This window comes from Proteus sp. fly-1013, assembly GCF_040140245.1.
In the GTDB taxonomy this organism is placed as follows: domain Bacteria; phylum Pseudomonadota; class Gammaproteobacteria; order Enterobacterales; family Enterobacteriaceae; genus Proteus; species Proteus mirabilis_B.
Map to the genome: position 1 here is coordinate 375,397 of NZ_JBEEWD010000001.1, position 14,949 is coordinate 390,345.

The 14,949-nt window shown below is 33.0% G+C and carries 16 protein-coding genes and 1 pseudogene; 3 read left to right on the plus strand and 14 right to left on the minus strand.

Going from position 1 to position 14,949, the window contains the following annotated elements:
* Positions 1-984: 984 nt before the first annotated feature.
* Both ABN236_RS01685 and ABN236_RS01690 read right to left on the minus strand, forming a co-directional pair.
* Entirely contained in the window at positions 985-2,406 is a 1,422-nt protein-coding gene (locus ABN236_RS01685) for an SMI1/KNR4 family protein (protein ID WP_349473231.1), read from the minus strand.
* Positions 2,407-2,793: 387 nt separating this feature from the next.
* The gene (locus ABN236_RS01690) at positions 2,794-2,955 is read right to left on the minus strand and encodes a hypothetical protein (RefSeq protein WP_194952204.1); all 162 of its coding nucleotides are present in this window, start codon (positions 2,953-2,955) and stop codon (positions 2,794-2,796) included.
* 224 nt (positions 2,956-3,179) lie between these two features.
* On the opposite strand from ABN236_RS01690, the gene ABN236_RS01695 reads away from it, so the two are divergent.
* Both ABN236_RS01695 and ABN236_RS01700 read left to right on the plus strand, forming a co-directional pair.
* Complete coding sequence (locus tag ABN236_RS01695) at positions 3,180-4,115, plus strand: 5'-nucleotidase (RefSeq protein ID WP_349473232.1); 936 nt, start codon at positions 3,180-3,182, stop codon at positions 4,113-4,115.
* Positions 4,116-4,335: 220 nt separating this feature from the next.
* Complete coding sequence (locus ABN236_RS01700) at positions 4,336-4,515, plus strand: hypothetical protein (protein ID WP_088493237.1); 180 nt, start codon at positions 4,336-4,338, stop codon at positions 4,513-4,515.
* 146 nt (positions 4,516-4,661) lie between these two features.
* On the opposite strand, the pseudogene ABN236_RS01705 reads toward ABN236_RS01700, so the two are convergent.
* Positions 4,662-4,934, minus strand: a pseudogene (locus ABN236_RS01705) (DUF1543 domain-containing protein); the annotation flags it as partial.
* Positions 4,935-5,148: 214 nt separating this feature from the next.
* On the opposite strand from ABN236_RS01705, the gene ABN236_RS01710 reads away from it, so the two are divergent.
* Positions 5,149-5,715 carry an RBBP9/YdeN family alpha/beta hydrolase gene (locus ABN236_RS01710; RefSeq protein ID WP_349473233.1) on the plus strand — a complete coding sequence of 189 codons (567 nt, stop codon included), beginning with the start codon at positions 5,149-5,151 and terminating at the stop codon, positions 5,713-5,715.
* A gap of 473 nt (positions 5,716-6,188) precedes the next feature.
* Here the strand turns inward: ABN236_RS01710 and ABN236_RS01715 are convergent, their stop codons facing one another.
* From ABN236_RS01715 to ABN236_RS01765, 11 genes are all read right to left on the minus strand, one after another.
* A complete protein-coding gene (locus tag ABN236_RS01715) occupies positions 6,189-6,770 on the minus strand; it encodes a hypothetical protein (RefSeq protein WP_349473234.1) in 582 nt (193 codons plus the stop codon).
* Between the two features lie 140 nt (positions 6,771-6,910).
* Positions 6,911-7,429 (minus strand): ClbS/DfsB family four-helix bundle protein, encoded by a 519-nt coding sequence (locus ABN236_RS01720; RefSeq protein ID WP_349473235.1) that lies wholly within the window; start codon positions 7,427-7,429, stop codon positions 6,911-6,913.
* A gap of 813 nt (positions 7,430-8,242) precedes the next feature.
* Entirely contained in the window at positions 8,243-8,902 is a 660-nt protein-coding gene (locus ABN236_RS01725) for a hypothetical protein (protein WP_164526101.1), read from the minus strand.
* Entirely contained in the window at positions 8,902-9,327 is a 426-nt protein-coding gene (locus ABN236_RS01730; RefSeq protein ID WP_164526102.1) for a hypothetical protein, read from the minus strand. Before ABN236_RS01730 ends, ABN236_RS01725 begins: the two co-directional genes overlap by 1 nt.
* On the minus strand, positions 9,317-10,165 hold the full coding sequence (locus ABN236_RS01735; protein ID WP_349473236.1) for a ParA family protein: 849 nt from the start codon (positions 10,163-10,165) through the stop codon (positions 9,317-9,319). Before ABN236_RS01735 ends, ABN236_RS01730 begins: the two co-directional genes overlap by 11 nt.
* 80 nt (positions 10,166-10,245) lie before the next feature.
* Positions 10,246-11,421 (minus strand): tyrosine-type recombinase/integrase, encoded by a 1,176-nt coding sequence (locus ABN236_RS01740; protein ID WP_349473237.1) that lies wholly within the window; start codon positions 11,419-11,421, stop codon positions 10,246-10,248.
* Position 11,422: 1 nt separating this feature from the next.
* Entirely contained in the window at positions 11,423-11,635 is a 213-nt protein-coding gene (locus ABN236_RS01745) for a hypothetical protein (RefSeq protein WP_349473238.1), read from the minus strand.
* A 414-nt stretch (positions 11,636-12,049) separates the two neighbouring features.
* Positions 12,050-12,220, minus strand: coding sequence for a hypothetical protein (locus ABN236_RS01750; protein WP_020945461.1), 171 nt, complete (start codon positions 12,218-12,220; stop codon positions 12,050-12,052).
* Positions 12,221-12,247: 27 nt separating this feature from the next.
* Positions 12,248-12,427, minus strand: coding sequence for a hypothetical protein (locus ABN236_RS01755; RefSeq protein ID WP_004250516.1), 180 nt, complete (start codon positions 12,425-12,427; stop codon positions 12,248-12,250).
* Positions 12,428-12,474: 47 nt separating this feature from the next.
* Positions 12,475-12,975 carry a siphovirus Gp157 family protein gene (locus ABN236_RS01760; RefSeq protein WP_109420223.1) on the minus strand — a complete coding sequence of 167 codons (501 nt, stop codon included), beginning with the start codon at positions 12,973-12,975 and terminating at the stop codon, positions 12,475-12,477.
* Entirely contained in the window at positions 12,975-14,942 is a 1,968-nt protein-coding gene (locus ABN236_RS01765) for a phage-associated endonuclease (RefSeq protein ID WP_349473239.1), read from the minus strand. Before ABN236_RS01765 ends, ABN236_RS01760 begins: the two co-directional genes overlap by 1 nt.
* Between the last annotated feature and the right edge of the window lie 7 nt (positions 14,943-14,949).

Consider the following 14,949-nt stretch of genomic DNA (forward strand, 5'->3'; position numbering starts at 1 on the left):
CTGGATAAGATAGAGCCTATTATTGAAGGAAACTCAATTACAGATAAAATGCTTTATACTGGTGTATAAAATCTTAAAAATAATAGATGCCTGCAAATAGGAATATTAAAGATAATTTGCAAGCATTCGATATAGAAACTGGGGGCGCAGAATAATAAAAAGGTCATAGTAGTTGAGCTGACCTAAGTTTATATGACTAATTGAAATGCTTTTTATTATTGAGAATAAATTGTTTTAGTGTCGTTGCAGATTTCCCTGTTATTTTCTCAAAGTTATCAAATATCTCACCGTCTCTAGATAATTTTCCAGAAGTAAAATCAACATAGTGATCGTAAATACTTTTCATATAAGCAAGCTCAAGCTGACTTTTGAAGGTGTTGTATATCTTGCTTTGTAACTAATCTGAGTTTTATTGCCATATACCCTCCCATACATTGCAAAAGATATAACAGCCCTAATATGTTTGCGCTATGGGAAAAGAATATAAAAGCACGTTTAGTTTGAAAATAGTGGGGATTTAGTGATTGAGCATCTTAAGAAGAGAATTCAGATAAAAAAATCCCCGCACAAGGCGGGGGAAAATTAAATATCTATCAGTGATGAAATACTGAAACCAATAGTAAGGGAAAAAAAGATATCAATCTGTAACAAACTTTAAAAAGAAATAATAAGAATAAGTGCAGAATTAAAATGATTTTCTACAAAGATAAATGGCTGTGTAAGTTTGTTGTTATTTAACTAATTGATTTTATTTGCTTTTAAATTTCATCTAACAGTGAGGCAAAATGATGTAAACAAAAATTATCTTGGTTTAACTATAAAGTTTGCATACATTTAGTTGAAAATCTTGATAAATAGCTTCATTTGTTAGAGTAACAAGATGTTTATTTTAATGAGAATAGAATTAAAAATAGACAATAATAAAATGTAGTTATTGTCTATTTGGAACAACTAAACAAAGGGAAATGTATATTTATCGACTAGTTACCATTGAGTAACATCAATTTCATTGTTCTGGTATACCTTTGCAATATAAGAAGAAATGTTATTGCGTATATAAGGATTCTTTTCTTTAGGGTACATTTTCCAAGCTTGCTGTAGATAAGGTAACAATGCACTGTCAATGTAATTTGATCTCGATAATGCCTGAATTGCACCTAAGCTGATCTCTTCATTCTCAGAGATTGCGAGTTCATAAAACGCTGATATTTTATCTTTCAGATTAACATCATGAGAAGCAGCATAAATTGCACTTCTTATTATTTCTACATTTTGGTGAGTAAAGAATGGTTGGAAATCCTCAACTAAAACAGCGTTTAATTCGGTGAAAGAATAACCGATAAAACGCAATGTATCTTCGTTATTAGTTACTTTAAGTATTGGGAGGAGACTCTCTTTGAAAAGAGCACATTGATCTTTATATTTAAAGTAAATAATAGGAATAACCACATCTGTTTTTTCATCAAATGGAGCAACTAAAGCTTGCTGAATATAAGGCAGTGCTTGTTCTTTAAAATAGGTGGCTAAAACATTTAATGAAACTTTATATAACTCAATATCTTCAGTTTGTAGTTGTTGCTTTAAAAAATCCAAACTGTTGTTGGATAATTCAGGTAGTTTAGTTAGTGAATTGATCGCACTAATTTTTTTCGTGATATCTTCATTATTTTGGACAAATTGAAGTAACGTTTCTTCATTACCGCCCATACGATGACCAAACCAGCTTGTGTCATAGCCTAAAATTACTTCATCTAACCAACGTTCATACCATTGTGTAAATGAAGTTTCATAGGAAAATGTGTAAGGAGTATCTGAATTAACCCAATCGGAGGTATATAAAATATGGCCTTTATAATCACCATTAACGACTAATAAAAGATCGTATTCGCAACCACAAGTACCTAAATAAAGTGTACCTTGATGAACTCTATCGCAAATAGTATCAAAGTCTTCATCACTACAGTCTTCGGGTACATGACATAATGCTTTCCATTCATCGATATCCATTTTAGGGCTAAGTAAGCAAGGCAGGGCACAATTTTGTATGCTATTTCTATCGATTGCATCATCAAAAGCATATAGACCATAGTAAGGACCAGCGCCACCATAAGAGCCTGTACCGCCATTACCAATTTCAGTCACAAAGGCGATATAATCTTCAGGAAATTCACATCCTATTTTTGCTTGTAACTGATTAACTTTCTCTTTTGATAGCGGAGAATTTAGCTGATATTTATGATTATCAGCACCAAATTCTTTATATTCATGATCAATATTAGCAACGAGTGCTAATTTCTCACGGATACGTTCAATACGATTATCTGCATATTTTTTATTAAGTTGTTCCCATTGCTGCTCTGGTGTTAGCTCTTCATTTTTTCCAATGATCGTGGAAATAAAACCCATAATTTAAAGTCCCTATTGATGATATGGTTTAATTATAAAGTGGTTATTTCATAATCCTTTTTAGATAGTGAAACCAAATACAATATTATTATCTTACTTAAATTTCACTATAAACTATTTTAGCTTCAATAAGATAATAGTATTTTGTATGAAAGCTTATCCTTCATTTAGTGTTAAGTGGTGTATGGTTTTATGCAGATAAAAAAAAGACCAACGCTAGGAGAGTTGGTCAATAAATACTAGAAGCAATGTGAGCAATGTCGTTGTGAAAAACCAAGTAAAATACTCAACTATTCACAAGTTAAAAGATAATCATTATCATTTGATATGTCAACCCTATGAAGATTGCGGTCATTATTTATTCACACTAAAAGCCAATAGGTTCTCTTACTTTACAGAAACCAAAGTGGGAATTTTATTATTAATAACAATGAGATCACTATTTTCTGATTGAGGGCTTATTGTATTTTTAACAGCATTCATTTTTTTCATTTTGTTGACTAAATCTTTAAAGTATTTAGAGCGTAAACGTATCGTTTTCTTAACCATGATTTTTCTCCTTATTGATGATAGCTATAACAATAATAAGGATACCCTTTAAATGCAAATGATAATCAATACCATGTGTGGTGATGTATAATTTGATGATAAATGCTCATAAGTAAGTAAACAGCATTATTTTGTCTGCATTTTTGTGTACAAGTTTTCTTATCTTCAGTCTCTTGATAGAGTGATATTATGAAGAATAAAAGGAACTAATAGGGAATTTTGCGATGGCATATGATTTGACGAAGAGATTAGTCATAGGGCTTTCTTCTAGTGCATTATTTGATCTGCAAGAATCCGATAATATTTTTCGTACAGAAGGGGAGGAAGCTTATCGAAAATATCAACATAAAATGCAGGATATGCCTTTGGATAAAGGTGTTGCATTTCCTTTTATTAGCCGCCTTTTGAAATTAAATAACATTAGACCTGACGATCCACTAGTTGAAGTTATTTTGTTATCCAGAAATGATCCCGACACTGGATTAAGAGTGATGAATTCTATTGAACATTATAACTTGGGGATCACCCGAGCTGTATTTCTTCAAGGAAAATCGCCTCATATTTATATTCCAGCATTTGATATTGAGTTATTTTTATCTGCTGATCACGATGATGTTTTACAAGCGATTAATGCAAATTACCCAGCAGGGCAGATATTAGCCGGTCATGTTAATGATGATGATGCTGATGAATTAAGAATTGCTTTTGACTTTGATGGTGTGATTGCTGATGATGAAGCTGAAGTCATTTATAAAACTTCAGGCGAGTTATCTCAATTTCATAATCATGAAGCCAAAATGGTTGATGTACCTCATAACCCTGGACCATTAAAAAAATTCCTACTGCGTATCTCTGACATTCAAAAATTGGAATTAGAGAAAGTAAAACAAGATCCTACTTATATCCCATTACTTAAGATCGCTATTGTTACTGCGCGCAATGCACCATCTCATAAACGTGTTATTAACACGATGAGAGCATGGGGAATTTCTGTCAATGAAGCTTTTTTTATGGGGGGAGTGGAGAAAGCCAATGTTCTGAGAATTTTAAAACCGCATATATTCTTTGATGATCAAAAGCTGCATTTAAAATCATCATCTGAATTACCTTCGGTACATATTCCTTTTGGAATAGCTAATAAGAATATTGATAATAAGTAAGATATTTTGAATAAATCGAGTGTTTGGTATATATAGCATACACTCGATTTTTATTTTGTCTAATTATGCTTTTAATTCGTTATAAATAATAAAAGCGCTTAATGCTGGATCTATTTTATAAGAATGGTATGGTGTTAAATAATTACTTAAAATTATAAATTTAAATATTTGTAATTAATTGAAAGAGGTTAAAATTTTAATTTAAATAAGGAAAATTGAAGTGGATAATAATCATAGATTTTTTTCTGATGAAGTGTGCCCTAAAACTGCATTATATGGTCAATTTTATGGTGATAATCACTATGCTGGTCGAGATTACGAGCGCAAAATATATTATGGGAATAAATTCCCAAAAACTAAGAAAGGTTTTTATTTTAAAAAATTAATGAATTTTAAGTAATAAAAATAACAAGCAAATACGATAAAGTCATTTTAAACAAAAATATCAATGTGGTTTAAACTGATATATATTTAGAAATAAATTGATGATTGCGTAACTAATACAATTTACCGCGCTGAAAAATAACAGCGCAGCAAAATTTATTATTAAATTTTTTCAATACTAATAGGTTGATAACCTTGCCATAACGGTTTGAAATGTTCACCTGAATTATTTGGTATTAGATGAATGTAAAAATCACCGATTTTGCTCAATAAAACGCAATCATCAACATCTTTCAGATTGTCTTTATGTTGTTGCTGACTATTTACTAAAAGTGTTGCAATAGCTCTCCCTTTAGCTTCATTCGCTGATTTAGCAACAAATAAATCAAACTCATGTAGTTCAGCTAGATTTGATGGATGATAGCCTCCCACATTATTCTAATGGTGTGATCACTATTTTTTCACCATTAACAGTTATCTCACCTAAATGAACTGTCCATTTAACGAAAAACGCCGTAAACTCTCGCCCAATATGGGCGGGGATATAAGTACACTGAATTTAAACAAACCTCGCTTTAGCAGATTTTTTTGATACTTGTGTTCATTATAATTTTTATATTGATAACCTATTTGCATTTAGAGGTGATTGGTGAAAGGTAAAAGAGTTTTTATTATTCATGGATATACGGCATCTCCGGAAGATAACTGGTTTCCATGGTTAAAAGAAAAGCTTGAAGCTTTAGGATGTGATGTTGCTGTTCCAGCTATGCCCGAATCTAATTCACCAGAACCTAAAAGGTGGCAACAGCAGCTTACTGATGAAAATATCAAGCTCGATAAAGATACCATTCTTATTGGGCATAGCCTTGGTTGTATCACGCTTTTACGTTTTCTTTCTGAGCAAGCCTCTGAGAATGTAAGAATCGGTGGATATATTTTAGTTTCTGGTTTTGACCGTAAGCAGGATACCTTGCCCGAATTAAACTCTCATATTTATGAGCAATTAGATTATAACAAGTTGATTAAGGTATCAGATAAAAGAGTATCGATAATTTCATCTAATGACTGGGTTGTAGATCCCCAAGCTTCTAAAGATTTGGCTAATAGCCTACAAACTGAAATTATCATTGAAGATAATGCAGGGCACTTTCTTGATAGAGAAGGATATACTGAATTACCAATAATGCTCGATGTATTTAAAAATATGCTTGAATAGATAGAGTTTATAAATTCAAAACCTCGCATTAGCGAGGTTAGCTTTTGTTAATGTAAGGGATCTTCAAATTTAAAATAATTATTTTAATTTATTTTTAGATTTGTTCTTTATAAGAGCTATTGTGATAGCTAATATACTTATTAGTAGTGAAAAAATAAATAAGGCGAAAAAGATAAGAACATGTACTCCAGGTATCCAATCTATTTCAGATATAAAAATAGGATTTAGGTAAAAAGTAACAAGCATAAGCAGTAAACTAACCATAGCAATGATAAAGAAAATTTTCGCTATTTTCACCATATGCTCCATTTAAATGATATTTATTCGTTTAATGTTCAATCCTCTAACAGTTTCTGATAATTTATATATTTATGATATAGGATTAATACCTTTTCAAGATAATGTTAGCGTATTTTTATATAACATGAAAAACATAACTTTAATCGAATGATAGGTTGTTGAATAACCACAACTTAATCATAATTAGAAAAAGCTTTTCTTATCGTAATAATAGTTATTCCTCCAAGAAATATAATGAAGGAAATAAGTAAATAAAATATTAAAAAATTAGCATCACTCTCTTTAAAGATCATCATTATTAATGAAATAAATAGAAAAAATAAAAAGAATTTTTTATCACTCTTAACCATGCAATATACGTAAGAAACGAAAATAGATATTAAGAGAAAACTGAAATAAGCGATAAGTAAAGCAACAAACTCCAGGCTGTTAAAAAAATTAGCAGGTATTTCATTTTCGTGGGATATCATTATCAGCACGATAGCGGTTGCTATAAAACTCATTAAAGTAAAGATTAAAATAACAAACTTATCAGTATATAAAAATGACAGTTGTTTAAAACAAATAACTCTTATAGAAATTTCTAAAGAAGATACCAATACGACAATGCTGATAAAAAAAATAGCGGAAGAAGTCGCTAACCAGATAATATTATCATAACCAAATGTAGATATGCTGAGATAGAGCGAGGCTACCAAAGATAATAAAGGAGATATAAATGTTAACAACTTTTTGTTTTCTTGTTTGTCGTTCATATTCCTATCCATTATAAAAACAACAAGATATCAATTAGACATTAGAGTTTGATAACCGAGTGATTGTACAATGCACTCGGCTCTATCGGATATCGACACTACTCTGTTTTCAAATACTGAGTGTACTTTGAGGCTGATACTTACTTTAAATTGATATTATTATTTTTAGCCCACTTTCTTAATCTTCCATTAGCGTTAGCATAAGGCGAAGATGTGTTAAATGATATCATCCGACCCATTGTCCATTTTGTGTACCATGGTTTGCCATACAAAATATCATCCGTTCGTTCATTAATAAGTTTCACAATTTCATTTTTTACAGTCTGAAGTTCAGCTATTAGCGAGTCATAATTTAGCTCTCTGTAATCCGAGTAAAATTTTTGAGCAAGAAGACCAAGTTGGTTCCATTTATAACCCGTATCTGGAAAATCGACAGGTAGACCTTTGGCATCAGAAGTGATCCATTTTACAACAAGCGCATTCCACCCGAGCAAATAAGAAACAAGATTATGAACACTCATCTCTGTTCCTTTGGCGTGCCCATCCATTGAGTGTTCAGATGTCATTTCTGCCGGGATTGCATTTAAATAACTAATTAATTTATTAAAATTTTTATCAATAGCTAAAAGTAACTCAGCTTTTGTTTGTGGTACGCTCATAAGGAATTCCATCTCATTAAAATAGATAACCATAAAAGTTGTGTCGTGTTTGAAAACAAATTAATTATTTACTATCGACCACAATATGGGAAAGACTCTTTTATAAACAGTGTAAGCGCTGATTTTTGAATATAATTGGATCTCTATTTTTAAATAGTGGGCGATTTATTCCTTACCATACTTAATTTTATCAGAGCTCCGCGACTGTGGAGCAGTTTTTGTTAACTAACTCATTTGTTTAATATGAAAGAGTATCTGATTCATCCAACGAGAAGAATATACAGCCATTCCATTTTATGGAACTTACGAGGCTGATTAACATAATAAAAAGATTTTACTCTTCTTTAATCAAGGAAGGCTTCTCATATCATGCATCAAGCATTTCTTGTTTCTTTCTTAAGTAATCATATCTATCGTTTAATTTATCTTTTTTAGTTAGCCTACAAGATCTTTTTTACATAATTAGTTAATAACTTAAGCAAAAATTATAGTATAGAAACAGGGCGAGAATTGAGCTGTAACTCGGGTAAATCTGATGGGAGTTTTACCAGAGTTTTACCAAAGTTTTACCAGTAGCAAATTTCAGGCATAAAAAAACCAACCATAAGTGGTTGGTTTTTCTAAAGAATTTTGGTCGGCATGATAGGATTTGAACCTACGACCCCCGACACCCCATGATAACGACTGTAATCGTTATAACATATTGATTATAATTACATTTATTCACTTTGGCTGTGTAAACAAACAGTGCTTTTTTATCATTATTTGCACTATACGAATCAAGTACTTACATCTTATTTTACCACTAATTTGTTATAGCTCATTATACATAGTAAATAATGATGGGCTGATTAAGAATTTTAATTCCTTTTTTGTCCTGATGAATATATCTGATATTTCAGTATGAAAATTAACTAATAGTACTTTCGTTATATGATGTAATGTTCTTTGAAGAGTCTCAATTTGTTTGGTTCTGTTTGTACAAGTATCATTGTTCATTAACTGCTCAAATGTGTGTGTTATGTTTAGTTTTGCCTCTGGGGATGAGTGGATGTATAAGCATGCTCGTGAGTAAATTTGGTGAAGATAATTCCAAGTTCTCATATCATTATTTCTTTTAAGAACTGAGAAATCCTCTGTTTTTATGAAATCACTATATTCAGTATTATCAATATTATTCTTAAGCGTAATTCTTGCTATATTTTCTACGATTGATCTTAGGTTTAATTGCAAATATCTTTCTTTATTTGTAATGATTGATATTATTGAGTTAAGTGAGTCATAAATAATACCTTGTAAATATTGATAAAAAACATCTTCACCGGAGATATGGTTGTAAAAAATAATATTTTTAAAACAATTTGTTATGAGGTTTCTCTCATGATGTTCAAGAGGATATGCCTCGATAAAGCTGTTAAGAGCCTGTAATTCAACTTTGAATTTATATGGATCTGATATTGTATATATATTCATTATTTGTTTTTATTTTTTATCCAAAGGTTCATATTTTCTAAGGCATTATTCTTCTTTTGTTTTATTTTATAGTTTTCATTTTTTACGTTTACAACAATATCGCTACCTATATTGGTTTTTTTAGGTAGTACTTCTGACATAAGGTAATCATACACCTTTATTGAAATATGGTTTATTTCTTGAGCATTTAACTCTGAACAAAATTTGCAAACTTTGGCTACCATTAATGTTCTAGATCTAACTGCATAAGGTAAAAACTTCACTCCAAGAGAGTTAAAAACGAGGTCAGAAACATCAGTATTAAAACTAAATAATTTTTTTGATAACATCAGCAGAACTATATAACCTATAAATGACTCCTTTGCCGTAGCATTAAATCTCAGCTGATGAATTATTTTTATTTCATATTTTAAATCATTCTCCATTTCGTGCCTCCTCGAGCGCTGAAACTCTATTCATAAGTTCTTGACAAATATTGTGTATATCTTGCCTTGATTTTGTATAAGCAGATGCTATGTTACCACCACCGCCAACCATTAAATCTCTCAGATATGATAATTTACTATTAAAAAAATATTTATCTGTAAATTTAGGATTTTGTTCAAAATCTCTTTTTATTTTTTTGGTTTTATCTGTAAGTCTATTTTCTGTATTACTATACACAAAACCTAAATGTTGTATAGATGGGTTATGATTTTCTTTCAGATAATCAATGACATTGATTAGGTTGGATGCACCAAGAATAGAGTAGTAATCGATTTTTATTGGGGCAACATAATAGTCAGAAGCTATCAATGCAGCATCAGTAAAAATTGAAATAGTAGGAGGGCTATCAATTAATATGTAATCGTATTTACTTTTTAAATCATTATCAATAATAAATTTATTAAGTTTTTTTACTCTGATTGAAACCTGATCAGTATCAAAAATAATATCCATGTTACCAAGGATTATATCTAAATTATTAGTTATTTCTGTTATAACATCGTCAATATTTATTATTTCTTTAGTTGTAGATATTGAATTTTTTGTTTCTAAAATTTTTCTAATTGTCTTGTTGTTTGGTTGTAATGTATTTATATATTCCTCAACCCTATTATATTTACCCATAATAGATTGAGTAGCATTAAATTGAGGGTCAATATCAACTAGTAAAATTTTTTTACCTAGGTAGTTTGATAAATACTCAGCAATACCAATACATAGCGTCGTTTTACCAACACCACCTTTCATATTTATAAAACTAATTACAGGTGCCGTCACTATCTTTCTCCATAATATCAAATTTATGTAATATTACAGCTAAAGATAAAATTTACATTCCTGTTATTCATACAGTATGCTTAAAGTAATTCACAATGTGGCACTTCAACCCATTGTACATGATTTTCAGTATAAATTTTTGTCGACTCTGCATCACTGTGAGCCATTCGAGCTTGTGGATCAAAACCACGTTGTTTAAACATAAAGGCCGCCAATGCTCTTATTTCATGAAAGGTAGGCCTTTCATCTAAAGACAAATGACTGGCAACGCCCACTCGATCACGTAACGTTGAAAATGCTCGGCTAAGATAATCAGGTGCAACTTGTGTTGGATGATTAACTTCTTTACTTACCTTATTTGGAATTCGAGTAGGTAGCCTATGCACAATATAGGGGCTTGCCACATTGTCACGGCTATTATCAATGATTTCTTTTAATGCCTTTCCGATGGGAATAGCAACGTGAGAAGCTTCTTTGTATTGTACTTTTTGCCTATGGATATAGATCATTCCATATATTCCATTTTTAGGCTCTTCATACCAAACACATCCGCATATTCCTTCTTTAGGGGCTTTGATATTGTATTTTACTCGTGAGACTTCAAGCCTAGCCTGTGTTGTCTGTAATGCGAGATCCATTGCTGTTCTTAACCAAGGCTCTGCGGATGCTCGAATTTTAAGAAAGTCATCATAAGATAATCTTCTCCGTTTTTTACCATCGACTCTTTTCATTTTCTTACGTTCTGCTGGGTTATCGAACATAAGAGATTCATCTACCGCATAACTGAAAATCTTCTTTAAAAAACCTACTTTTCGATTTTGTACATTGGCGGAAGCTTCAGCATGGTATTCATTAATAAATCCATTAACGTGTTCCAAAGATATTTCATTTGATGGAATATCCTTAAAAAAGGATTTCACTCTTTCTAGGTCATTAGTCCAGTCATTCAACGTGCTTTTAGATGGTTGTTCATTATTGATGATCCGAGAAAACAATTTATCTAAATGCTCAGAGAAGGGAAGGGCTTCACCATATTGCCCTCCTGAATCAATAATTAATGAATTTACAGAAACGGATTTTTCTGGTCGCATAATATTATTGTATTCTCTGGCTATTGCGATAGCTTTTGCTTTATCAGCACCAATACATTTGCGAATACCGTTAGTTAGCGTTAAGCGGTACTGTTTTTTTGATGAATCGTAATACAGAAAGTCAGGTAAATGCCTAAATTCCTTTCTTCTAGGTCTACTGGCCATATCAAGAAGCCCTTATTAACTCATCGACACATGAAGAAATAACAGACTCGATGCCCCAACGTTCGGATGAATGCACCCAAACAGAACAATCAACAATTTTGCCTTTTAATAAGCCAGTTTCTACCCATTTTTTTATGGTTCTATTATCTGGAATAGAACCCATTTCAAATTCTCGTTTAGCCCACGCACTAGCTTTCATCAGTTTTCCGCTCATTTTGGTCTTGCCTCATCATCAATAAAATAAGTCGGTCTGCTGTATCACAGGAGTGTTTGACTTCTGCGTCAGTGCATGGTCTATTTCTTACACTGAACGCTAACCGACCTAATTTAATATCAAAACTTGTTAATAATTGGTTCCCTGGTTTCCAAGGTGTTAATAATTTCATGGTGGTTACCCATTGGTCTTGAATAAACCACCATGCTAATAACAACGAAAAGTAAAAACTGATTATGCTTAATCAACTTTTTCCCCGAATAATTCCTTCTACTGGATAGCACTCTGCAATTTTCCCTTTGGTCGCGAGTAATTCCTTATCAATTAAACAATTTTGTTCATTGGGATAAATATAACCGTAGGGCTCGAACTGACAATTCACTGAGCTGCATATCAAAAGAAATAAACCAAACATTATTGTTCACTCCTTTGTTGCTCAGCGGGAGTAGGCTGAAGTTCAATTTTGACGTGTGCTGGAAAATCGTATGAAACATGGCAACGTCTATCTGTTGAAACAAAGCCATGTGTACCATCAGGTAATGTGATCTTTACGGCTTGGTCTTTTTGTTGAGAGTGTCTAAGCATTGGTCTTGCCTTTTTGTGACATGTCACTTAATGAATAATAGCTGTATTTATAGGGTGCCCCAGTTGTAGCAATAACGCTTTTTGCATCGATGAAAGAGCTTGCTGTTCTTGCTCTGTGACATTTTTTGTTGATGCCGTAGACCATTCGATACTGCATTTATTGGTTGCTTCATCATGGGTAATAACAACTTCTAACTTCATGGCCATAACGTTTATCTCCTGATAATGCGCCCACTAAAGGGCGCTATTATGAATTAACGAACCATTAATGATCGGTCACCAACTTCTAAGTGAGCACCAGGTATTTCAATTCCGTTTTCAATCGCTTCTTTGATACCTTTTTTATCAGGCGCGGTGATGGTTTGAACATCAACCAACTCATCTGGCAACAAAGCTTCATTGTCGATAATGACTCGAACAACACCAGCTCTAGCAGTGAATGTGTTTTTTGTTGTTTTTAATTTATCTAATCCTGAAGCTAATAAGCAGTTAAGAGCATATTTCTTTAGGTTTTTAGCTTGGTTTTCGAATGATTTTTTACGATCAGATAAACGTTTAGATTCCTCATCAAGTGTTCTAGCTTGACCTTCGATATTACGAACGTGGTGCATAATCGCATCTAATTTGTCACCTAACTCGCCCTCGATACCTTCCAGCGTATCTGCGATATCTTCAGGAGAGAATTCTCCTGTTTCAACGAGTTGTTGTAATTTTTCGTAATTGGTCGCCAGTGCGATAGCCGTAGTTTTGGTCATTAGATTGCCTCTTCTTTCTGTTTCAGTTGGTCTAAACACTCTTTTTCGATTTGGTTTAATCGACGTAAACGGCCGGATAAATATTTCTCGTAATCGTTGTCACGACGTTCTTGTGCTGATTTGATATGTGCAGAAATTTCGCGCGTTAATGTGGATGCAATACCTCGCAATTCATTCTCAGTAACAGCACTACGCATCACTTCCGTATGTTTAGTAAATTTCTCGTCTAATTCTTTGCGAATACGCGTGATATCTTCAGCTTTTTCACTCGCGTTTTTAATTTCAAATTCAAGTTTATTACTTGCTAAGTATTCAGGGTTATCATGCATACCCATAAAGACATCAGAGCTAAAGCCAAGCATTGACAGTGCCTTTTTGATTGCATCAGTCAGCGATTTTTTAATAACTTCGCCATCAACTTTAATGCCATAGTTAGTCTGATAACGGTAAGGAGTCGCTCCATAACTTTCAAACTCACCGCGGGTTTCACATTCGATGATGTACCAAAAACGGATCTTAATTGAGTGGTTTTGTTCGCAGAATAACGAGCCGTCACCATCCCGCAAAAAACGGGTTGCAACTTGTTTATTACGCTCATCAAGAACAGGTTCTACAAGAGGCTTTCCATCAATGAATTTTTCTTCAAGGACTTCATAACCCCAGCCTTCACCAATAGGGCCGAATATTTCAGTTGCGCGCATAAACATGTAGGTGCTGTTTATACTGGTGCCTATAAATCCCACGCCTTCTAATGGTTTAGTAAAGCGAGGGTCAGTACGTTGCACACGCTTCCAAATATTAAGATTATTTGCATCACCTAAATTAAGAACTTCCTCAAGCACACTCGCGCGTTGCTCAAAATTATCGTGTTGTACTGATGGTATTTCAGGCTCTTTAGGTTCTTTAGTTTGCTCAACCACTTGAGCTCTTTCTGTCTTAGGTTCTATTTCTTGCTTTTTGCGTGAACGTTTAGGCTTAGTTTCCTTTTCAACGGTACTTTTGCTAGATACCGAAGGGGTATTATCCAATTGGTTAGAGGTGATACTTTCTTCTTTTTCAGAGTTGCCAGTAGGCTTATTAATACCTAAATGAAGATCAATAAATTCTTTTCTCGCATTGTGGTTATCTAATAGCTCAGGCTGTTTTTTACTTTCAGTTATCAACGCAAAAATCTTTTCACGAGGTATATCCAATATGCCATCAGTTGCACGTAAACCCATTGACCAGCGCTTCCATGCTTTATTATCGTCATCTATCAGTTCTTTGGCTTTCTTTACTTGAGAGGGCAGAACATTATCAGAATCAAAATCATCTAAGAGTGCTAAAGCGATTTCAGTATCTATGGTTGAATAGTTACGCTTGATAGAAGATATTTCTTCTTGTGGTTGTTCTGGTTCTTCTGTTAGCCAACTTTCACCTAATGACTTAGCTTCTTCAATGGTGACATCTTCATTAGCAAACTCATAGATAGCCTGTGCTATTTCCATCGTTTGCTCAGCATCCATCAAAGATAATTTTGTTATTTCAGCAAGGCCTGTGGCGATATTACGAATTTTGGGATCTTCTTTGCCTGCAAGGTATTTCAGAGCAATTGAGAATTCATTGTTAGTTATTTGAGTCTTTCCAAACAACAGCAGGCTGGCAATGCGGGGTCTTATGGCTAGCTTTTTAAACTCTCTATATTCGATAGGTTTCCATTGAGTACCATCATACTCATTTTCAACAGCAAATTTTTCATCGAAAGCATCTAAAGTAGGGCATGCAGAACCGTCAAGATGTTCACTAATTAATGGCTCATCAGTATTAAAGTTATCCATAGCTTCTGGATATGCTTCAGACAATTTCACTACTGCAGTCGCTGTTGCCAGTTTTGCATTAGCAGTGCTTAACGCTATGGCTAGCGGAACAGCACCGTTATTTGTACGAGCCTCGGTCGTAGGCTCAAATACACAGATAAAAGTTTTCATTGGTCTT